The 21094-nt window shown below is 60.9% G+C and carries 20 protein-coding genes; 12 read left to right on the top strand and 8 right to left on the bottom strand.

The annotated features are described in order from the left end of the window. Nucleotides 1-32: 32 nt before the first annotated feature. From ppk1 to AC1D11_RS01280, 5 genes are all read left to right on the top strand, one after another. Complete coding sequence (ppk1, locus tag AC1D11_RS01300; RefSeq protein ID WP_477648842.1) at nt 33-2126, top strand: polyphosphate kinase 1; 2094 nt, start codon at nt 33-35, stop codon at nt 2124-2126. Between the two features lies 1 nt (nt 2127). Continuing rightward, complete coding sequence (locus tag AC1D11_RS01295; protein WP_477648843.1) at nt 2128-2601, top strand: SixA phosphatase family protein; 474 nt, start codon at nt 2128-2130, stop codon at nt 2599-2601. Between the two features lie 707 nt (nt 2602-3308). Then, the gene (locus AC1D11_RS01290; protein WP_477648844.1) at nt 3309-3782 is read left to right on the top strand and encodes a metallophosphoesterase family protein; all 474 of its coding nucleotides are present in this window, start codon (nt 3309-3311) and stop codon (nt 3780-3782) included. A 69-nt stretch (nt 3783-3851) separates the two neighbouring features. After that, a complete protein-coding gene (locus AC1D11_RS01285) occupies nt 3852-4274 on the top strand; it encodes a hypothetical protein (RefSeq protein ID WP_477648845.1) in 423 nt (140 codons plus the stop codon). A 100-nt stretch (nt 4275-4374) separates the two neighbouring features. After that, nucleotides 4375-4920: a DUF2867 domain-containing protein gene (locus AC1D11_RS01280; protein ID WP_477648846.1), complete on the top strand. Its 546-nt coding sequence runs from the start codon at nt 4375-4377 to the stop codon at nt 4918-4920. 153 nt (nt 4921-5073) lie between these two features. On the opposite strand, the gene AC1D11_RS01275 is transcribed toward AC1D11_RS01280, so the two are convergent. From AC1D11_RS01275 to AC1D11_RS01260, 4 genes are all read right to left on the bottom strand, one after another. Continuing rightward, entirely contained in the window at nt 5074-5541 is a 468-nt protein-coding gene (locus AC1D11_RS01275; RefSeq protein WP_477648847.1) for a hypothetical protein, read from the bottom strand. Nucleotides 5542-5645: 104 nt separating this feature from the next. Next, entirely contained in the window at nt 5646-7145 is a 1500-nt protein-coding gene (gene ppx / locus AC1D11_RS01270) for an exopolyphosphatase (protein ID WP_477648848.1), read from the bottom strand. A 61-nt stretch (nt 7146-7206) separates the two neighbouring features. Further along, the gene (locus tag AC1D11_RS01265; RefSeq protein ID WP_477648849.1) at nt 7207-8340 is read right to left on the bottom strand and encodes an ABC transporter substrate-binding protein; all 1134 of its coding nucleotides are present in this window, start codon (nt 8338-8340) and stop codon (nt 7207-7209) included. A gap of 169 nt (nt 8341-8509) precedes the next feature. Continuing rightward, entirely contained in the window at nt 8510-8998 is a 489-nt protein-coding gene (locus AC1D11_RS01260) for a fasciclin domain-containing protein (protein ID WP_477648850.1), read from the bottom strand. A 229-nt stretch (nt 8999-9227) separates the two neighbouring features. Here AC1D11_RS01260 and pstS point away from each other — a divergent pair, with 229 nt between their 5' ends. The 7 genes from pstS to phoR all read left to right on the top strand — a co-directional run bounded on the left by pstS (nt 9228) and on the right by phoR (nt 15844). Then, complete coding sequence (gene pstS / locus AC1D11_RS01255; protein WP_477648851.1) at nt 9228-10271, top strand: phosphate ABC transporter substrate-binding protein PstS; 1044 nt, start codon at nt 9228-9230, stop codon at nt 10269-10271. Between the two features lie 117 nt (nt 10272-10388). Further along, on the top strand, nt 10389-11354 hold the full coding sequence (pstC, locus tag AC1D11_RS01250; RefSeq protein WP_477648852.1) for a phosphate ABC transporter permease subunit PstC: 966 nt from the start codon (nt 10389-10391) through the stop codon (nt 11352-11354). Next, nucleotides 11351-12211 (top strand): phosphate ABC transporter permease PstA, encoded by an 861-nt coding sequence (gene pstA / locus AC1D11_RS01245; protein WP_477650892.1) that lies wholly within the window; start codon nt 11351-11353, stop codon nt 12209-12211. Before pstC ends, pstA begins: the two co-directional genes overlap by 4 nt. A gap of 47 nt (nt 12212-12258) precedes the next feature. Further along, nucleotides 12259-13038, top strand: coding sequence for a phosphate ABC transporter ATP-binding protein PstB (pstB, locus tag AC1D11_RS01240; protein ID WP_457278655.1), 780 nt, complete (start codon nt 12259-12261; stop codon nt 13036-13038). A 19-nt stretch (nt 13039-13057) separates the two neighbouring features. Beyond that, nucleotides 13058-13759, top strand: a complete 702-nt coding sequence (phoU, locus tag AC1D11_RS01235; RefSeq protein ID WP_411879881.1) for a phosphate signaling complex protein PhoU — start codon at nt 13058-13060, stop codon at nt 13757-13759. A 7-nt stretch (nt 13760-13766) separates the two neighbouring features. After that, nucleotides 13767-14492: a phosphate regulon transcriptional regulator PhoB gene (gene phoB / locus AC1D11_RS01230; RefSeq protein ID WP_431096707.1), complete on the top strand. Its 726-nt coding sequence runs from the start codon at nt 13767-13769 to the stop codon at nt 14490-14492. Next, entirely contained in the window at nt 14489-15844 is a 1356-nt protein-coding gene (gene phoR / locus AC1D11_RS01225; protein WP_477648854.1) for a phosphate regulon sensor histidine kinase PhoR, read from the top strand. The genes phoB and phoR overlap by 4 nt, the downstream gene beginning before the upstream one ends. Here the strand turns inward: phoR and AC1D11_RS01220 are convergent. The 4 genes from AC1D11_RS01220 to rho form a co-directional block, all read right to left on the bottom strand. Then, nucleotides 15832-17187 carry an MATE family efflux transporter gene (locus AC1D11_RS01220; RefSeq protein ID WP_477648855.1) on the bottom strand — a complete coding sequence of 452 codons (1356 nt, stop codon included), beginning with the start codon at nt 17185-17187 and terminating at the stop codon, nt 15832-15834. The two genes, phoR and AC1D11_RS01220, sit on opposite strands and share 13 nt — an antisense overlap. After that, nucleotides 17184-18935 (bottom strand): hypothetical protein, encoded by a 1752-nt coding sequence (locus tag AC1D11_RS01215; protein ID WP_477648856.1) that lies wholly within the window; start codon nt 18933-18935, stop codon nt 17184-17186. The genes AC1D11_RS01220 and AC1D11_RS01215 overlap by 4 nt, the downstream gene beginning before the upstream one ends. Nucleotides 18936-19139: 204 nt before the next feature. Next, nucleotides 19140-19421 carry a type B 50S ribosomal protein L31 gene (locus AC1D11_RS01210; RefSeq protein ID WP_457278651.1) on the bottom strand — a complete coding sequence of 94 codons (282 nt, stop codon included), beginning with the start codon at nt 19419-19421 and terminating at the stop codon, nt 19140-19142. A gap of 258 nt (nt 19422-19679) precedes the next feature. Next, nucleotides 19680-20942, bottom strand: coding sequence for a transcription termination factor Rho (gene rho, locus AC1D11_RS01205; RefSeq protein WP_348050341.1), 1263 nt, complete (start codon nt 20940-20942; stop codon nt 19680-19682). Between the last annotated feature and the right edge of the window lie 152 nt (nt 20943-21094).

Here is a 21094-nt window from a genome sequence, read left to right as displayed (position 1 = left end):
CTTGTTGTTAATGACAAAGACCACTCTTGTTGATGCCCACTTCACCCGCCTCGGTGGCCGCCGCCGCGCCAACCGTCCAGTTCCTGGACCGCGATCACAGCATTCTTGCCTTCAATGAGCGGGTGCTGGACTGGGCCAGGCGCCCGGACGTGCCGCTGCTGGAACGGCTGAGGTTTCTATGCATTGTCTCGTCCAACCTGGACGAGTTCTTTGAAGTCCGGACCGCGCCCCACCTGACAGCGGCGCAGGCCAATGAACAAAAAGCACTGTATTCGGTGCAGTCTTTCGCGGCACTTTCAGCGGCAGCCCACGACATGGTGGCGCGCCAGTATTCGCTTTACAACGACGACCTGCTGCCGGCCTTTGAGCGGCAGGGCATACGCATCGTCTCGCACGGCGAACGCAACACGGCCCAGCGGCGCTGGGTGAAAGAATATTTCGAAAGGGAAGTGCGGCCGTTGCTGATTCCAGTCGGGCTGGACCCTTCGCACCCGTTCCCCCAGGTGGCCAACAAGTCGCTCAACTTCATTGTGCGGCTGGGCGGGCACGACGCTTTCGGGCGCGACAACGACATTGCCATCGTCAAGGTGCCGCGCGTGTTGCCGCGGCTGATTCATATGCCCTCGCATGGCAAAGACAAGAGCCGGCTGTTCGTGTCGCTTTCCAGTGTGATCCGGGCACATCTGGCTGAGTTGTTTGCCGGCCGCGAAGTGGGGCAGTTTTCGCAATTCCGTGTGACCCGCCACTCCGACCTGGCCGTGGACGAAGACGATGTGAAAAACCTGCGCACCGCTTTGCGCCAGGGTCTGGAGCAGCGCCACTATGGGCAGGCTGTTCGGCTGGAGGTTTCTGCGGGCTGTTCCGAATACCTGGCCAACTTCCTGCTCAGGCAATTCAACCTGCCGACGCCGTCCCTGTACCGGGTGCACGGCCCCGTCAACCTGGTGCGGTTGACGCAGCTGGTGGACCTGGTCAATGACCCCAAACTGCTCTTCCCCGGCTACAGCGCGTGTTACCCCACCCAGTTGCAGCCCGGCCAGTCGTTCTTTGAGCGGCTCAAGGAAGGCGACGTTTCCATTCACCAGCCTTTTGAAAGTTTTGACGGCGTGCTCGCCTTCCTGCGCGAAGCGGTTAACGACCCGCAGGTGCTGGCGATCAAGCAGACCATTTACCGCACCGGCACTGATTCGGAGCTGATGGTGCTGCTGCGCGAAGCCGTGCGCCGCGGCAAGGAAGTGACGGTGGTGGTGGAGCTGAAGGCGCGTTTCGATGAAGAAGCCAACATCAACTGGGCGGAAATGCTGGAGTCGATAGGCGCGCAGGTGGTGTACGGCGTGGTGGGCCTCAAAACCCACGCCAAGATGCTGCTGGTGACGCGGCGCGAAGGCAAACACCTGGTGCGCTATGCCCATCTTTCTACCGGCAATTACAACCCCCGAACGGCCCGCCTTTACACTGACCTGAGCTACCTGACGGCTGACCCGTTGATGACGGCCGACATCGACAACGTGTTCGTGCACCTGGCCAGCCAGAGCCGCCTGCCCAAGCTGCACCATTTGCTGCTGGCGCCGTTCCAGCTGCACCGCAAGCTGATCGAGAAAATCGATTCACTGGGCGAGGCCGCCCTGCAAGGCAAAGACACGCGCATCGTGGCCAAGATGAATGCGCTGACCGACGAAGACCTGATGCTGGCGCTGGTGAGGGCTGGGCAGCGCGGCGTAAAAATCGACCTGATTGTGCGTGGCGCCTGCATGCTGCCGGCGCAGGTGCCCGGCGTGACGGACAACATCCGCGTGCGCTCCATCATCGGCCGCTTCCTCGAGCATTCACGGGTGTTTTACTTCCGCTGTGCGGAAGAGGAGACCTTGTTGCTTTCCAGCGCCGACTGGATGAACCGCAACATGCTGCGCCGGGTGGAGCTGGCCTGGCCTGTGACCGACCCCGTGCTGCGCCAGCGCATCATCGACGAGTGCCTGGTGGCCTACCTGCATGACGGGCGCGACGCCTGGGATTTGCAGCCGGACGGCACCTACCTGCGCGTGAACCCCCAGGGCGATGCCCCGCGCCACGGTGCGCAGGTTGCCTTGATGGCGCGCTATTCGGCCCCCCATCACCAGGACAAATAACATGGACCTCATCCTGTGGCGTCATGCAGAGGCAGAAGACTGGCCTGAGGGTGACCCGCAGGGCGGCAGCGATCTTGAGCGTTCGTTGACGTCAAGGGGCGAGAAGCAGGCGGCCCGCATGGCCAACTGGCTGGACCGCCAGCTGCCCGAAGGCGCGCGCATTTTCGTCAGCCCGGCACGGCGCTGCGAACAGACCGCGCTGGCGTTGGGACGCAAATACAAAATCCGCAGTGAGCTGGCGCCCGACGCCACGGTTGAACAGCTGCTGGAACTGGTGCAATGGCCGTCGGCCAGGTCGCCGATTCTGGTGGTGGGCCACCAGCCCAACCTGGGGCAGGCCATCGCGCAGCTGCTCGGCTTGCAGGAAAGCGAATGCCCGGTCAAGAAGGGTGCACTCTGGTGGCTTCGCAGCCGCGACCGCGACGGCCTTAACCAGACTGTTGTGGTGACCGTGCAGTCGCCTGAAGTTCTCTGAAACAGCAGCACACTCAAAGCCTGCCCGCGGACAAAAAAACGGACCCAATACAGGTAAGTTTTCTCGGTGCCAAGGCTATAGTGCAAATACCGAACCCGCTCCCGGGCTTGGTCAAGCGGGCAGACTGCAGTGGAGGATTGCGGGGTTTCACAGAATTTTTATAACTGTGTGAATTTGTAGTATTCCGCCTTGAAGCCTAGTATGCAAGCGGGCTACAGGAGTTTTTAATGTCCGGATTAGATTGCAAGCGCCAGGTTATACCGCAGGTTTTGCGGCATACATTACGTTAGGCGTCACGGGTCAGCCCATGGAAGTTCTGCAGCACAAGCTCTTGCCCTTTGGCACCTTCTTTGCCCTGGGCATCGTCGTGTGGGCAGCTTGGTCTATTCGGCGGCCTGCAACTAGGTCGCTAGTAGCCTGGGTCGTCGCCATCGGAGTGGTTGGCGCCGTAGTCACTGTGGCTACGCTGTTGTCCATGTATCGCCTGCCTTGGATGTTCGCGTGTCTCGATTGCTTTGCGTCCAAGCCTTGGTATTCATATGCGCTCACCTCGCTCCAAGGCTTTGGCCTTTTCTCCGCGGTGGCGTTGGCCGCGTGCCGCCTCTACACTCGCCATCATGCGAGTGACGCCTAACCCTTCCTTCAAGCGGACCTGCCTTCGGCAGGCCGCTTAAGTCAAACGTTAAGTAGCATAGAGGCACCCGCTCATGGTTCGTATAGGGCTCATTTCCGACACTCACGGTCTCCTCCGAACGGAGGCAAAGGTGTTCCTACAAGGCAGTGACCTCATCATCCACGCCGGGGACATCTGTGACGAGAGCGTTCTTGAGGAACTGAACAAGATCGCGCCGGTCACGGCCGTCAGAGGAAACAACGATAAGGGCTCATGGGCGGAGAGCCTCAACGAAACCGAGTTTCTGCAGATCGGCGAGTTCTTCCTCTACGTCATCCATGACCTCTCTCAGCTTGATCTCGAGCCTGAGGCCGCAGGTGTTCGTGCGGTCGTATCAGGGCATTCCCACAAACCTCTGGTTGAAGAGCGAGGCGGTGTGCTGTTCGTGAATCCCGGCAGTGCTGGTCCTCGCCGATTCACCTTACCAATCGCCGTCGGTGAGATCATCATTGATGGCACGTCGCTCTCGGCCAAGACGGTCGAACTTGTGCTCCAGAATGCCACCTAACCTTCCTTCAAGCGGACCCGCCTTCGGCGGTCCGCTTAAGTCAAACGTTAGGTGCCGGAAGGCGGACTCATGCTGCTGCTCAAGTCGCTCGTAGCCTGGGTGCTCATCCTGTGCCTGGCAGTGGCAAATGGCGCTTTGCGAGAGGCGGTTCTCATTCCTTCTCTTGGCAGGGCCGGCGGCTTGGTTCTGAGCGGTGTATTGCTTTGCGTGTGCGTGTGCGTGGCGCTGGTCGCCTATGGCCTTGTTCGCATTGAGCAAGGAATCTTGGTCAAGCAAAGTGCGTTTGTAGGCGTTCTTTGGTTGTGCCTGACACTGGCCTTCGAGTTCGGCTTCGGGCGTTACATCCAGCACAAGCCTTGGCCTGAGTTGCTCGCCGCGTATACGTTCAAAGGCGGTAACCTCTGGTCCATCGTCCTTCTCGTCACTCTTCTGGCGCCATACTGGGCAACGCTCGCTCACGCAAGGTCGAGGCATGCAAAGAGCGGTGCTTAACCCCTCCGTCGAGCGGACGTCTTCCGGCAAGCTTCGCTTGCCTCCAGCCGCCGCTCATATCAAACGTTAGACCTCAGAACCCAACTACTGGCTCGAACACATGTCAACCCAACAGCACCGCGTAACGCCTGTATCGCTTCCTCCAGAGTCGGCAGTTACCAGAGCCTACGCATCGACGAATCTCGCAGATGCCTACTCGATCGAGCTTCCACCCGGAGCGTCAACCGATCCCGAACTGTTGGCGAGGTTCATCTTCTCCCATCAGGCACCGTGGGTTGGCACCCTCATGGCGGTCCGGGATGCGGTCGTCGGTAGGGTCGGCCTCAAAACTGCCAAGGAACTCACCTCACTTGGCGCGCAGAGCAAGACAGGCCGTCTTGGCATCTTCAAGATCTACGACACAAGCCCGACCGAAGTTGTCTTTGGAGAAGACGACAAGCACTTGGACTTCAGGCTTTCTGTCCTCTGCTCCAGTCAGCCGTTGCCGGGAGGAAAACGCCGCCTGACTTTATCAACCGTGGTCCATTGCCACAACCGCTTGGGTCGTCTCTATATTCTTGTCATCGCCCCGTTTCATCGCTTGGTCGTTCAATCCAGTCTTGGTCGCGCTGCTCGAATCGGCTGGCCGCCGGCAGCGGAGGCGTAAACCAGATTCCCGGTCGCCACGTGTAGCTCGCTGAGGGCTAACCCCTTCATCGAGGGGACGTCCGCAAGCAAGCTTCGTATGCTTGCGGCCACAGCTCGTGTCAAACGTTAGTTGGTATGAAAGCTCGGAGCTCCGCCGTTGCCTTTGCTTGGCTTAAGAGCCGAGCGTAGGCCGGCCGGTCTTGATGGCGGGGACCTGCTCAAGCGCCGTCAGGAAGGCGGCGTCGGAAAGGCTGGCCAATAGCTTGATGCCCGCGCGCAGCAATTCGCTTTTCTTGGCGGGGCGGGTGAGCTTGGCGGCGCGCTGCTTCAGGTCGTCCAGCACCACGTATTCGGCTTTCGGGATGGTGAAGCTGTCGCGTACCAATTTTGGTTTTTTGGTTTTTTCCGGCTTAGCGGTTTTGGCGGGCTTGGCGCTTGCTTGCGGTTTGGCCGCAGGCTTTTTGGCGCCGGCCTTTTTCACGATGGCTTTCTTGACCGTGCCTTTGCCGGCCGGGGCCTTGGCCGGGGACGTCTTTTTCGGGGCGGGCTTGGCGGCGGTTTTCACGGGTGCCTTGGGCGTCGCGGCCGGTTTAGGTGCCGGTGCGGCGGGTTTTGCAGTTGCTTTTTTGCGGGTTGCCATGGATTGATCCTTTTAGGTGAGCGGTCGAATAAACCGTATATATAGTTTATACGGTTTGTTCAAAAACCGTCAAGGCCTGGTCCGGCGAGGCGGAAGGAGGGTGCTCAGGGGCCGGGAACAACCAGTGTCCACGGCGTTTTTTGCCACGCCAGAACTTCTTCCTGCAGCAGATGGGCTGACTGCGGAAACGACTGTGCCCAGCCGGCGCGACAGTTCAGTACAAAAATCTTTCCGGGCTCGGCGCTGCTTTCGAGCTGGAGGCCTTTGAGGTCCGGGTCGCGCCGGGCGTGGCAGAGGATGACGGCCAGGCGCAGGCACAGCAGTTGCTGGATGAACACGCGGTCCTCAAAATTGACTTCAAGCTTGCGCAGCTTGCCGCGGTGGCCCAGCACCAGAAGGCTCAGGCGGTGCAACTCGGGCAGGGCAAAGCCCGGCGCGTCGGCGTTGTCCAGGATGTAGGCGCCATGCTTGTGATAGTCGCTGTGCGAGATCTGGCTGCCGATTTCGTGCAGCTCTGCGGCCCATTCGAGCTTGCGCTGGAAGCGCTCCGACTCTGCGCGAGGCATGCCGGCACTGGCCATTGCGAACAGCTGCCTGGCGACTTTGTTGACGCGTTGGGCCTGTGCGTTGTCGGTATTGAATTTGCTGGCCAGGCGCTGCACGGTGGTGGAACGCAAATCGGTCAAATCCTGCTCACGGTCCACCAGGTCATAGAGCACACCGTGGCGCAAGGCGCCTTGTGCGGCTTCCATTTGCGCGATGCCCAGCAGGTTGAACACGGCCCTCAGCACGCTCACACCGCCGCCTATCACGGCGCGCCTGTCGTCCTTCATGCCGTCGAGCTTGAGCCGGTCGGCGCTTTGCGCCTTGAGCAGCCGGTCCAGCAACCAGTCAAGGCCTTCTTGCGTGACCATACCCGCGGGCCAGCCCGAAGCTGTCAGTACGTCGCTGACGGCGCCAATCGTGCCGGAGGACCCATAGGCGGTGTCCCACGCATCGGCGCGGTAGATATTGACGGCTTCGTCAAGAACTGCCTTGGCGGCGACCTCCGCCGTCTGGAAAGCGCGTGGGGTGAACTGCCCGTCGGGGAAATACTTCATGGACCATGCCACGCTGCCGACACGGTAGGACTCCATGGTCCGTGCGTCCAGCCCCTTGCCGAGGATCATTTCGGTGGAGCGTCCTCCAATGTCCACTACCAGCCGGCGCTCGTCGGACTGCGGCAGGAGGTGGGCGACGCCCTGGTAAATCAGGCGGGCTTCTTCGCGGCCCGGGATGACGTCGATGGCAAAACCGAGGATTTTGTGGGCGCGCGCCAGGAATTCCTCGCGGTTGCGCGCTTCACGCAGGGTCTGCGTGGCGACGGCGCGAACCTGGTACTTTTTGAAGCCGGCCAGCCGTTCACCGAAGCGCGCCAGGCAGTCCCAGCCGCGCTGCATGGCTTCCGGGGTCAGGTTTCGGTCGGCGTCCAGCCCGTTGCCCTGGCGAACGGTTTCCTTGAGGTATTCGGTGCGGTGAATCTGGCCAGCATCAAAGCGGCCGATTTCCAGTCGAAAGCTGTTGGACCCAAGGTCTACGGCGGCGAGCAGCGTTCCATTTTGCATACCTGAGTTTAAGGGCTTGCCATAGCATTCGCGCGGGACTCGCATCAGCATTTCTGGGCGCCTAGCCGATCAACCGGCCGTCAACGGTCATCATGCTTTGCGTGACGTAGGTGCCGCTTCTGCGCTGGGGATTGAAGCTGATGCTGAATCCGCCCACATCGAACTTTGTGCGGCGCTGAAAGGAGGCCAGAACGCTCTGGCGGTTCAGGGGGCCGTCGACGTCATTGAGCACTTCGTAGGTGTAGCGTGCTGCAATGAATCCTGCCAGGCTCAGGGGCGTGGGCGGTTCGTCGAAGAGGCGCGAAAGCGTTTCACGGTAGCTTCTGACCACCGGAAGGCTGGCATTGACCAGGGGCACCGGCTGGGTGGCTATGACCGGCGTGCTGCGCGCCGCGCCCATCTGCAGCATCGTTTGCAGGTTCACGTCGGCCAATGCCACGACATAGCGCTGGCGGGCCTGCTTTTCCAGGCCCTGGGTGAATTCGGCGAGTTCCGGCGTTCCGCCCACAAAAAGGAGTACGGCGGGCGTACGGGTTGTGAGTTTCTGGCCCAACGCGCGCAGGTCATCTGTCGCCTTGAAGGGCTGCAGCTTCAGTTGCATATCCAGGGCGATGCGCTCGACGTCCGTGTGATAGGCGGCGTGGTCCTGTGCCGTGGCGTAAATCGCACCCAGCTCCTTGAGGCCCATGGTCGAGAGGCTCTTGAGCGCATAAGCAATCTGTTCCTGGCGCGCTGCGAAGATGGGAAAGGTCTTGTCGTCGATTTCGAGGCTGGAGTTTTGCAGCCACGGGGCGGCGTGGGGGATGCCCAGCCCGCCCTGGCGGGACAGCGCCACGATCTGGCTGGCTACCTGGTCGCCGACACTGCCGGAAAGCACCATGCAGAGGGGGTTGTCCTTGACCGAGTCCAGTGACGTGCGCAGGCTTGCGGGGGTGCCGTCCGTTTCCAGCGCCAGATGCTGGACCTGTCTGCCGCGGACGCCGCCACGCAAGTTGATGTCCTGCCAGGCGGCGCGAGAGCCGATCAGGAAGTCCTTGGACACATCCTGCTGCGCCTGTGAAAAATCGACCGGCTGGGCCACGACAATGCTGCGCGATGAGGTGCCCTTGCCGGGTTGGGCCCAGGCCGGGCTTGCAATTGCTGCGGCGATCAGGCCGGCGCGGCGCAGCAGCCGGCGGCGACTGACTAAAGGCATTTGAGCTGGCATGGATGTTCCCGTTGCGAGGCGACTCGCAGTGCATGGATTGCTATTAAAACGATAGCTGCTTGCGCCGGTTCTATAAGGGCTGGAGCACGAAATTTTATAAGTTCAATAAAAAAACGGGTCAAACCTTCCGGCTTGACCCGTTCCGGTACCGGCGGGCTTATTTGGCGGGTGGGATCAGCACGCTGTCCACAATGTGAACGACGCCATTGGTGGCGGAAATGTCGGCGGTCTGGACCATGGCGTCCTCGATGGTGACGAATTCTCCGGCCTTGGAGAGCGCCACATTGGCGCCGTTGACGGTTTTGGCGTTGCCGTTTTTGACGTCGGCTGCCATGACCTTGCCGGGAACGAGGTGGTAGGCCAGAACTGCCTTGAGTTTGGCCGGGTCTTTGGCGAGCTCGTCCATGGTTTTGGCTGGCACTTTGGCGAAAGCCGCGTTGGTGGGCGCGAATACGGTGTAAGGGCCGGTGCCCTTGAGTGTGTCTGTCAGCCCGGCTTGGGCTACCAGGCCGTTGAGGGTGCTGAGCTGCGATTGGGTGGCAATCGTGTCTGCCACGGACACCGGGGTGGAGGTGGTGGCGCAGCCGGCGAGGGCGGCAACAGCGGCGACAACGGCAGTAAGGACCAGATAGCGGCGGTTCAACATGAAAGATTCTCCTGATTAATCCTGATTAAGACGAGGCCAAGGGTAGGAGAACCCCGTGACAGATTCGTGACGGTAATTTGAAGGTTTTGTGACGCCATAGAGGGGCGGCAGCCCGCCGGGAGGCTGTCATATTTGTCACATCCTTGTCACACAAGATTTCTACAGTCGACGCATCTTCCCGATCAATCTCCAACCAGTTTCGACCAATCCCAACCCAAGAGGTGTTCTGATGAACCTGACTTTCAAAGCTTCCCTGACTACTGTGATGGGTGTTGCCCTCGCGTCGTTTGCCACGCTGGCTGCAGCCCAGGACGTGACAGGCGCCGGTGCCAGCTTCCCCGCGCCCCTGTATTCCAAGTGGGCCGCTGATTACAACAAGGCCACCAGCGTCAAGATCAATTACCAGTCGGTGGGTTCCGGCGCCGGTTTGCGCCAGATTGAGGCCAAGACCGTCGATTTCGGCGCTTCCGACGCACCCCTGAAAGATGAAGAACTGGCCAAAAAAGGCCTGATGCAATTCCCCACCGTGATCGGTGGCGTCATTCCCGTGGTCAATATCAAGGGCATCACCCCCGGTCAGCTCAAGCTGAGCGGCCAGGTGCTGGGCGACATCTACCTCGGCAAGATCACCAAGTGGACCGACCCGGCCATCAAGGCCCTGAACCCCACGCTGCCCCTGCCTGACGCCGCCATCGCACCGGTTCGCCGTGCCGACGGTTCCGGCACCAGCTTTATCTTCACCAACTACCTGAGCAAGGTGAATGCCGAGTGGAAGTCCAAAGTGGGCGAGGGCACCGCAGTGAACTGGCCAGTGGGCGCAGGCGGCAAGGGCAACGAAGGCGTGGCGGCATTCGTCGGCCGTCTGCCCAACTCGATCGGCTACGTGGAATACGCTTACGTCAAGCAGAACAAGATGACCTTTGCCCAGCTGAAGAATGCGGCCGGCAATTTCGTGTCGCCGGAAGATAACGCCTTCAAAGCCGCCGCGGCGGGTGCCGAATGGTCCAAGAGCTTCTACCAGATCCTGACCGAGCAGCCAGGCAAGGATTCGTGGCCCATCACCGGCGCTACTTTCATCCTGATGCAGAAAGTCCAGGACAAGCCTGCCCAGGCCGCCGCTTCGCTCAAGTTCTTTGAGTGGGCTTACAAAAACGGCGACAAAACCGCCGACGACCTTGACTACGTGCCCATGCCTGCCGCTGTGAAGACCATCATCGAAAAAGCCTGGGGCGACATCAAGGACGCATCGGGCAAGACGGTTGCCTACAAGTAAGCACAGTCAGCTGATTTTTCCCAGTCGTTACACACCATAGGGGTTTCTCACGTGTCCTCTACACTTCCGGCTAGCCGGGCCGCTTTTGACCACCCGGCAAAAGCGACCGGACGCGCTATGACCAATCCTCCTCCTGGCAGCACTGTGCGCAGAAGCCCCCTGGCAGACCGGCTTTTCGGCTGGGCTGCGCAGGGCGCGGCCTGGCTGACACTGGCCCTGCTGGCCGGCATCCTGGTTTCCCTCGTCATCGGGGCGTGGCCGGCGATCAGCAAATACGGCCTCGGCTTCCTGACCAGCAGCGTCTGGGACCCTGTCAAGGGCGAGTACGGCGGGCTGGTCATGATCTACGGCACCATTGCCACGTCGCTGATCGCATTGCTCATCGCGGTGCCGGTGAGCTTCGGCATTGCGCTGTTCCTGACCGAGCTGTCGCCAGCATGGCTCAAAAGGCCGCTGGGCACCGCCATCGAATTGCTCGCTGCCGTGCCGTCCATCGTTTACGGCATGTGGGGTCTGCTGGTGTTCGGCCCCATCCTGGCCACCTATGTGCAGCAGCCGCTGCAAAGCCTCTTGACTGGCGTGCCTTACCTGGGTGCGCTGGTGTCGGGTCCCCCCGTCGGTATCGGTATTTTGTCGGCGGGCATCATCCTGGCCATCATGATCATTCCCTTCATCGCCTCGGTGATGCGGGACGTGTTTGAAGTGACACCGGTGCTGCTCAAAGAGTCCGCCTATGGGCTGGGTTCCACCACCTGGGAAGTTGTCTCCAAAGTCGTGCTGCCTTACACCAAGGCCGGTGTGGTGGGCGGCATCATGCTGGGCCTGGGCCGTGCGCTGGGCGAAACCATGGCGGTGACCTTCGTCATCGGCAACTTCAACCAGCTCGATTCGCTGAGCCTCTTTCAGGCAGCCAACAGCATCACGTCGGCGCTGGCCAACGAGTTCGCTGAAGCCGGTGAGGGTCTGCATCAGGCGGCGCTGATCTACCTGGGCCTGGTGCTGTTCTTCATCACGTTTGTCGTGCTGTCGCTGTCCAAGCTGCTGCTGGCCCAGCTGCGAAAAAGTGAAGGGGTGAAAACATGAGCGCCGTGATGCACGATGCGCGGCTGGCCAAGTTTGCCCGCCGCAAGCGGGTCAACCGGATTGCGCTGGTCCTCTCCCTCGCAGCCATGTCCTTTGGCCTGTTCTGGCTGGCATGGATTTTGTGGGAAACCATACGTCTGGGCGTGGGCGGGCTTTCGCTGGCCACGCTGACGCAGATGACGCCGGCACCCAATGAAGAGGGCGGTATCGCCAACGCCCTTTATGGTTCATTTTTGATGGTGTTGCTGGCCACCTTTGTTGGTACCCCGATCGGCATCATGGCGGGCATCTACCTGGCGGAGTACAACACCAAGGGCATGCTGGCGTCGGTGACGCGCTTCGTCAATGACATTTTATTGTCCGCACCATCCATCGTAATCGGCCTGTTTGTGTACACCGTCGTGGTGTCTCAGTTCAAGGGCTATTCGGGTTGGGCAGGGGTTCTGGCGCTGGCGCTGATCGTGATTCCCGTGGTCATTCGCACGACGGAAAACATGCTGCAGCTGGTTCCGCCGGGCCTGCGTGAAGCGGCTTACGCCTTGGGCGCGCCGAAGTGGAAGGTCATCACCAGCATCACCTTGCGCGCGGCACGTGCCGGCGTGACGACCGGCATCCTGCTGGCCGTGGCGCGGATCGCCGGTGAAACGGCGCCGCTGCTCTTCACCGCGCTGAACAACCAGTTCTGGACGTCTGACCTGAGCCAGCCCATGGCGAGCCTGCCCGTGACGATCTTCAAGTTTGCGCTGAGCCCTTATGAGAACTGGCAGCAGCTGGCATGGGCAGGCGTGTTCCTGATCACCATGGCCGTGCTCGGTTTGAACATCCTGGCACGTGTATTGACACGTGCCAAAAACTGACAGGCTGACGCCTTTCCTTTAGACCACACAACACAACAAGGTCACAGATGGATACCCCTACTGCATCACGCGAACAATCGAAAATTTCGGTCAAGAACCTCGACTTCTATTACGGCAAGTTCCACGCCCTCAAAAGCATCAACCTGGAAATTCCCGAAAAGAAGGTCACGGCCTTCATCGGCCCCTCGGGCTGCGGCAAGTCCACGTTGTTGCGCATCTTCAACCGTATGTATGAGCTCTACCCCGAGCAGCGCGCCGAAGGCGAGATCATGTTCGACGGCGAGAACCTGCTGACATCCAAAAAAGACGTGGCACTGATCCGCTCCAAGGTCGGTATGGTGTTCCAGAAGCCGACACCGTTCCCGATGTCGATCTATGACAACATCGCTTTCGGTGTGAAGCTGTTTGAAAGCCTGAACGCCTCGGACATGGACGAGCGCGTGGAATGGGCCCTGCGCAAGGCCGCGCTGTGGACGGAAGTCAAGGACAAGCTGAACCAGAGCGGCTCCAGCCTCTCGGGCGGCCAGCAGCAACGCCTGTGCATCGCCCGCGGCATCGCCATCAAGCCTGAAGTGCTGCTGCTGGACGAGCCCTGTTCCGCGCTGGACCCTATTTCCACCGCCAAGGTGGAAGAACTGATTGCCGAGCTCAAGAACGAATACACGGTGGTCATCGTGACGCACAACATGCAGCAGGCTGCCCGCTGCAGTGATTACACCGCCTATATGTACCTGGGCGACCTGGTTGAGTTTGGCGCAACCGAAGACTTGTTCTTCAAGCCAAAACGTAAAGAAACCGAAGACTACATCACCGGCCGTTTCGGCTGATACGGATTAGGGAGCACACATGCCTGATAAACACCTATCGACCCAGTTTGACAGCGAACTCAACGGCGTGTCTTCGCGCGTCATGGAGCTTGGCGGCCTGGTCGAGTCGCAGATCCGCCTGGCCATCTATGCGCTGTCCCAGTTCAGCGCCGAGAGCGCCAACCAGGTGATCGAAACCGAATCGCGCGTCAACGCGATGGAGATCGATATCGACCGCGAGCTGTCGTCCATCATTGCGCGGCGCCAGCCTACGGCTCGCGACCTTCGCCTGCTGATTGCGATTTCCAAGACCACAGCAAACCTCGAGCGTGCCGGCGACGAGGCCGAGAAGATTGCCCGCATGGTCAAGTCCATCATCGAAAGCGGATCGGCCCGGGCCCTGCCTTCGTCCGATCTGCGCATCGCGGCGGAGCTCGCCTCCGGCCTGCTGCGCAAGGCTCTGGACGCTTTTGCCCGGCTGGACACCGCGGTCGCGGTCTCCATCCTCAAGGAAGACGACCAGATCGACCAGGAATTCGACGGCTTTGTGCGCAAGCTCATCACCTACATGATGGAAGACCCGCGCACCATCTCGCCGAGCCTGGATTTGCTGTTTGTGGCCAAGGCCATCGAGCGCGTGGGCGACCATGCCAAGAACATCGCGGAGTTCATCATCTACATCGTCAAGGGCGCCGACGTGCGGCACACCCCTATGGAACAGATCGAGTCTGCAGTAAAGTAAAGACGGAATGAAACACCTGCCACGCATACTGATTGTTGAAGACGAGCCGGCCATTGCCGAGTTGATTGCGGTCAACCTGCGGCATGGCGGCTTTGACCCCGTGGTGGCGGAAGACAGTGTGTCGGCCCAGCGCGAACTCGACGCTGTGTTGCCCGATGCCATCCTGCTCGACTGGATGCTGCCGGGGCAAAGCGGCCTGGCGTTGGCGCGCCATTGGCGCAAGCAGGCGCGTACCAAGAGCATTCCCATACTCATGTTGACGGCACGCGGTGACGAACCCGACAAGGTGGCCGGGCTGGACGCCGGCGCCGACGACTACATCACCAAGCCGTTTTCCACCCAGGAATTGCTGGCGCGCATACGCGCCGTGCTGCGCCGCCGTGCACCCGAGTCGGTTAACGACAGCGTGACCGTGGGCGGGCTGGTCCTGGACGCTGCCACCCACCGCATCTCCTACCTGGGCCAGGAGCTCAAGCTGGGCCCGACCGAGTTCAAGCTGCTGCACTATTTGATGAAACACGCCGAGCGCGTCCACAGCCGCAGCTCCCTGCTCGACAAGGTGTGGGGCGACCACGTGTTCATTGAAGAGCGCACCGTCGACGTCCACGTCAAGCGCCTGCGTGAGGCCCTGGGCGCGGCTGGCACCATGGTGGAGACCGTGCGCGGCGCCGGTTACCGGCTGACGGCGATGGCCGCCAACAACCCGGTCGCTGCGGCACAATCCAGCGCATGATCAATCGCTGGATTGTTTTTGCCGCCTGCATGATTGCCGGCGGCGGTCTGGGCTTTTGGGCGCGCACCGCAAACGGCTTGACCTTCGGGTTGGGCATAGGGTTGGCGGTGGGAGCGATGCTCTGGCTGGTGATCGACAGCTTCTATATCGGCCGCCTGCTGCGCTGGCTGCGTACCGAGCAGAACAACGACGCGCCAGCCGTGATGGCAGGCAGCGCCCCCAGCCTTCCCGGTGTGTGGGGCGAGGTCGCGGACCGAACCCGCCGGCTGCTCAAGAACCGCGATCAACAGTTGCAGGAAAGCCAGGCGCGCCTCGATGAATTCCTGGCGGCCATGCAAGCCTCGCCGAGCGGCGTGGTGCTGCTCGACGCGCAAGGCCGTATCGAGTGGTGCAACCAGATGGCCAGCCAGCACTTCGGCTTTGACGCCCAGCGCGACGTGCTGCAACACATCGCCAACCTGGTGCGTGACCCGGCTTTCAAGGCTTATATGGCTGCGGGTGATTTCTCGCACGACGTAGTGATCCCCGGCAATTTCAGCACGCCGGCCCGTCCGGTGAAGTTGTCGGTGCATGTGCATTCCTATGGCAAAAACCGCAAGCTGCTGCTGTCGCGGGACATCACGGCTGTGGAGCTGGCAGAAGCCATGCGTCGTGACTTTGTGGCCAATGTGTCGCATGAGATCCGCACGCCGCTGACGGTCCTGTCGGGTTTTATCGAAACCCTGCAAACGCTGCCGCTCAAGGAGCCGGAGCGTGCCCGCTACCTCGCGCTGATGTCGCAGCAGTCGCAGCGCATGCAAACGCTTGTGAATGACCTGCTGACCCTGTCGCGCCTGGAAGGCAGCCCGTTTCCGGGTGCCAGTGACTGGATGACCGTCAGTGCGCTGATGGCCCAATCAGAGCAGGAGGCAAGGGCCTTGTCGTTGGTGATTGCGCCGCAGGGCCATCAGCTGGAATTTGACCAGGGGCCAGGCACCGAAATCGCCGGGGTACAGACCGAGCTTTATAGCGCGATGTCCAATCTGGTGACCAATGCGGTGCGCTACACGCCGGAAGGCGGTTTGGTCCGAGTCAGCTGGACGCTGCTGGAGGACGGGCGTGGTGAGTTCAAGGTCAAGGACACTGGGCCGGGTATCGCGCCCGAGCACCTGCCCCGCCTGACGGAACGTTTTTACCGTATCGACCGCAGCCGATCGCGTGAAACCGGGGGCACCGGCCTCGGCCTCGCTATCGTCAAACATGTCGCCCAGCGTCACGGTGCTGAACTCAACATTCAAAGTGAACCGGGGCACGGCTCCTGCTTTTCCATCATTTTTCCCGTCGTGCGGGTTCGCCGGACTCAACCCGTTTGAGTCACCTTCAGGCTGCGCCTGACCGCATGCCACAACAGGGCCAGAAAACATGCCGCAACGAGGCCAATGGCGAGCGTGCTGGCTGCCCAGAAACTGCTGGCGGACTGCGTCGCGGGGTGGCCTGCAATGCCCTCGTAAGCCAGACGGTAACCCCCCAGAAGCCCAAGGCCCCATAGCAGCACGCCATAAAGGGCCAGCGGCGCAATGGTGATGCGGTAACAGCGAAGCAAAAAGGCCGTCAGGGCCTGTGTTGCATCGGCGACGTGATAGAACGCAACCCACACCAGCAAAGCGGAGGCCAGCGCAACAATGTCCGGGTTGCCGGAGTACCAGCCTGCCAGCACGGGGCCGGCCACTGAAACCACGGCAGCGAGTGTCAGCGCTGCGAGCCCTGTGAGCTTCAGCCCCAGCAGCACCACGCGTTTTGCGTAATCCGGGCGTCCCGCGCCTATCCAGAACGAGACACGGGCACTGCAGGCGATGGCCATGGACAGCGGCATCATGTAGAGAACCGCAGCCACGCTGGACGCAATCTGGTGGCTTGCGGAAGCCACGGTGCCGAGGCGGGCGATGAAGAGTGCCATCAGCGTGAACGACGTCACTTCCACCAGATAAGCCAGGCCGCCGGGAATGCCGAGCCTGGCGAAGTGACCTATTTGCAGCCAGTCCGGCCGTTCCATGCGTTGCCAGATGCGATAGGGCTGGTACAGCGTCTGTGTGCGCAGCATAAGGATGGCCAGTGCCAGCAGCAGGTAGTTCACAATCAGCGTGGCCCATGCGCAGCCGACGGCGCCCATGGGTTCCACGCCGGCACCGCCGGCCACCAGCCAGATAGACAAGGGAATCTTGACCAACAGCGCGCCGACCTGCAGCCAGGTGACCAACAGCGGCTTGCCCAGTGCCTGGTTGAAAGTGCTGTAGATGCGAAACAGCAGGGATGGTGCGAACGCAAAGGCCAGCACCGCCAGGTAATGCTGCACCTCGTCACGCATCAGTTCAGGCACTTGTGCCCAGCGCAGCAGGGGGCCGGGGAAGAGCATTGCGGCCATGCCCGCCACCACGATAAAACCGCACAGGTACATGCTTTGGCGCAGCGAAGCACCTACCGCCTCATGGCGGCGCGCGCCCATCATTTCGGCCCAGATGGGCAGTAGCGCCTGCACAATGCCGATCAGGCCAACGTAAACACTGATGTAAAGCGCCGACCCGACCGACAGCGCGGCCAGGGCCTCGTCGCTGTAGCGGCCTGCAATCACCGTGTCGGCCACGCCGAAGGCCATGACGGCCAGTTGCCCGACGAGCACGGTGCCCGCGTGCTGGCTGATGATCTTGAGTTCGCTCAAGGGCTGGTTCTTGAATTCGTGCGGGAAAGGCTCACTCGCTTGAACAGCAGGACGTTTTCAGTCTTGTCCGTGGGGCGGCGCACCGTCGCCTGGAAGGCCCAATCGGGCAAATTGACGACGCGGCTGAGCGTTGGCTGCGCCTCGACATCCACAATCAGGTAGGGGCAGCTTGCCTGCGTGCCGGCTTGCCGGAGCTCGAGCCCGCCGTGGTATTGCAGCGCGGCGGCCTGCGCACTGCCTACGCCATAGATTTCAACGCAGGCGTTTTTGTCGACGAGATTCGCGATCTGGCGCGACAGGGGCGCAAGGCTGCGGGCGTAGTCGAGCAGGGGCAGCCAGAGCGTCATCAACAGCAGCCAGCACAGGGTGGCGCCGCCGGCAGGCAGTACCAGCGATTTCCAGATGGCCGCACGCTGCGCGCCGGCGCGCCATTTGACGAGCCAGGCCCAGGCCAGGGTGGCCAGCAATGCGGCCAGAAACGCCAGCCACGAGAAGCTGGGCTCAAACCCCGGTGCCAGTTTGGCGACGTTGGCTGCGGGCTGGCGTGGAACGCCGGTTTGCATGGCGATCCAGACCACCCAGATGATGATGCCGCAGCCGGTGAAAAACAGCAGTGTGAACCAGTCAATCAGGGAGGCCACGCTGCGTTTGAGTGTGGGAAGCGCGAAGGCAGCCAGCGCTGCCAGCGGCGGCAGGCTCAGCAGCAGGCTGCGGTCCGAGGCTGTGGTCGTCAACGTAGCCGCCACGGCCATCGCAGCAAACCACAGCGGCAGGGCAACGTGGCGGCTGGCCAGTTGCCTGCGCCAGCGGTAAAGCGTCCACATGGCGAGAGGCCAGGCCGGCCAGGTAAACCACAGCAGCAGGCGACCCAGGCTGCGCCAGTCTTTCAGGGCGGATTGACCGTCTGCGCCAGGCAGGTGAATTCTCCAGCGCCACAGGTCCAACCCATGGGCCAGCAGCGCTACCAGCAGCGTGATGCCGGTGATCAGCAGCACCCAGTGCCATGACTGTTGCCTGGCCGCAGGATCGGACTGGCCGGTGCCCCAGCGCATGTGAGTCCACTCCACCAGTGCCCCGCCCGTGCCAATCAGCAATGCCAGTGTGGGAGCGCCGCTCAGGGCGAGTCCTGCAAGCCCGACCAGCAGGCCGAATGCTGGTCCGAGGATCTTGGTGGCCACGCGATAAGGGCTTGCCGCCATGGCGTAAAAGGCCAGCGCCGTGAAGCCGAGCTGGGCCAGGGCCGGCGTGGTTTCATGGGAGAGCTGTGCCAGGCCAAGACTGGCAATCAGCGCCAGCAGGGCGGTATCGGCGATGGCCCGGGCGTAGTCGACCGGACTGGCCTCGCCACCGAAAGCAAAGGCGACTGGCTGGGCTTGCGGGCTACGCGCCAGGTAGTAAACGGCGTACCACGTCGCCAGCATTGTCAATACGAGCAGTGCCACAAATGGAATGCGCACAGCCCATGCCGGATCCAGAAAGGGGAAAACCTTGATGGCGATGGCGCCCAGCCAATACGGCGCAAGTGCATCGAACTCTGTGACCTGGCCCAGCAGCTGTGGACGCAGCCAGTTGCCCGCCATGGAGGCGAGTTCACGCATTACGCCAAACGCAGCGATGTCTTCGTTTTTCCAGGGGCCACGCCCCAGAAAACCCGGCAGCGCATAGGCAGCGCAAAACAGCAGCAGTGCGAGTCGCGGCAGGCGGCGCACAGCGGACTGGGCAATGATGGCAGGAGACGGTTTATTCAAAACGTATGGGTCGGATAGATCTGGGAGATCGAAAGGGAGCGCGGCTGCTGTCGGGTCGTTCAGTTTGACTACGGGTGATTCTGCGTCAAACCAGGCTGAGGCACTTGGCGGTACCTGGCAAATTTTGCCGAAAAAAAAGCAGCCTGAAATTCAGGCTGCTTTTTTGCAGGCTGGCGAAAGTTTTTTCGCAGCTTATCCGGCAGCTTACTTCGCAGCTTCGGGTGCGGCCTCTTTGGCAGCGGTCTTGCCGAAACGGTTGCGGAATTTCTCGACGCGGCCACCCATGTTGTCCACGGATTTTTGTGTGCCGGTGTAAAAAGGGTGCGATTCGCTGGACGTATCGAGCTTGTACAGGGGCAGTTCGCGACCGTCGTCCATTTTCACCATTTCTTTGGTGTTCACGCAGGAGCGGGTGACGAACTTGAAGTTGTTGGACAGGTCCAGGAAACAAACTTCGCGGTAATTGGGGTGAATGCCTTCTTTCATGATCTTTCCTTATTCGTTGCGGGAGCCACACCAAGCCAGTCCTGGGCACTTTCCGCTAAGCCTTGGATTATGGCATGAAATCAAGCACTTAGCGCACTTTCGATCTGATGAGTGGGCGATTTTCTGGTGAAAACGGCCTCAAAAGCCTCGGAAGGGCTGGATTTAACCCAGTCGGGGCCGCGGAACCGGCTTTGCCGGGCCGCAGGCGCAGCGCCCCCTCGGGGGGCAGCGCATTACACGAAGTGAAAAGCGTGGGGGCTAACCACCCCGCCTCATCATGTCGAAGAATTCGTGGTTGTTCTTCGTCGCTTTCATGTTCTTGAGCATGAGCTCCATGGATTCGATTTCATCCATGTTGTACATGAATTGACGCAAAATCCGCGACTTTTGGAGGATTTCAGGTGCAAGTAACAGCTCTTCCTTGCGGGTGCCGCTGCGGTTGAGGTGAATTGCCGGGAACACGCGTTTTTCGTACAGGCGGCGGTCCAAGTGGATTTCGCAGTTGCCAGTGCCCTTGAATTCTTCAAAGATCACTTCGTCCATGCGGCTGCCGGTGTCGACCAGCGCGGTGCCGATGATGGTCAGGCTGCCGCCTTCTTCAATATTGCGGGCCGCACCGAAGAAGCGCTTGGGGCGCTGCAGTGCGTTGGCGTCCACGCCGCCGGTCAACACCTTGCCGGAGGAGGGCAGCACGTTGTTATAGGCACGTGCGAGGCGGGTGATGGAGTCCAGCAGAATGACCACATCCTTGCCGAGTTCGACCAGGCGCTTCGCGCGCTCAATCACCATTTCGGCCACATGCACGTGGCGCGCGGCGGGTTCGTCAAAGGTAGACGAAATGACTTCGCCGCGCACGCTGCGCTGCATTTCGGTCACTTCTTCAGGGCGCTCGTCCACCAGCAGCACCATCATGACCACTTCAGGGTAGTTGGCGGTAATGGCATGGGCGATGTTTTGCATCATCACGGTCTTGCCGGACTTGGGCGGCGCGACCAGCAGGGCGCGCTGGCCTTTGCCGATAGGCGCGACGATGTCGATGATGCGGCTGGTCAGGTTCTCTTCGCCCTTGATGTCGCGTTCGAGCTTGAACTGCTCTCGCGGGAACAGCGGGGTCAAGTTCTCGAACATGACCTTGTGCTTGTTGTCTTCGGGCAGGCCGTCGTTGACCTTGTCGAGCTTGTTCAGGGCAAAGTAGCGCTCGCCGTCTTTCGGGGTGCGCACTTCGCCTTCAATCATGTCGCCGGTGTGCAGGTTGAAGCGGCGAATCTGGCTGGGGCTGATGTAGATGTCGTCGGTGCTGGCCGTGTAGCTTGAATCCGGAGCACGGAGGAAACCAAAACCGTCGGGCAGCACTTCCAGCACGCCGTCGGCCACGATGGTTTCGCCGGTTTTTGCACGTTTTTTGATGATGGCGAACATCAGCTCCTGCTTGCGCATACGGCCAACGTTTTCGATCTCAAGGGCTTCGGCCTGCTTGAGGACTTCAGACACGTGCAGTGCCTTGAGTTCGTTTAAGTGCATGGAGTTACTCCTTGCGGAGTTCATTGATGGAAATGGGGGAGGTTTGAAAAGAAGCCGCAGAAGATGGCTTACAAACCGGGAACTCGAACCAGTCAGCGAGTGCCGTCTGGTGAATAAAGCACATTATGACAGGAAATTCAGGCAGGAAATCA

Source organism: Polaromonas sp. P1_E11, assembly GCF_056405995.1.
The sequence above is the reverse complement of the archived record's forward strand: the minus strand, read 5'-3'. Positions and strand labels throughout refer to the sequence as shown.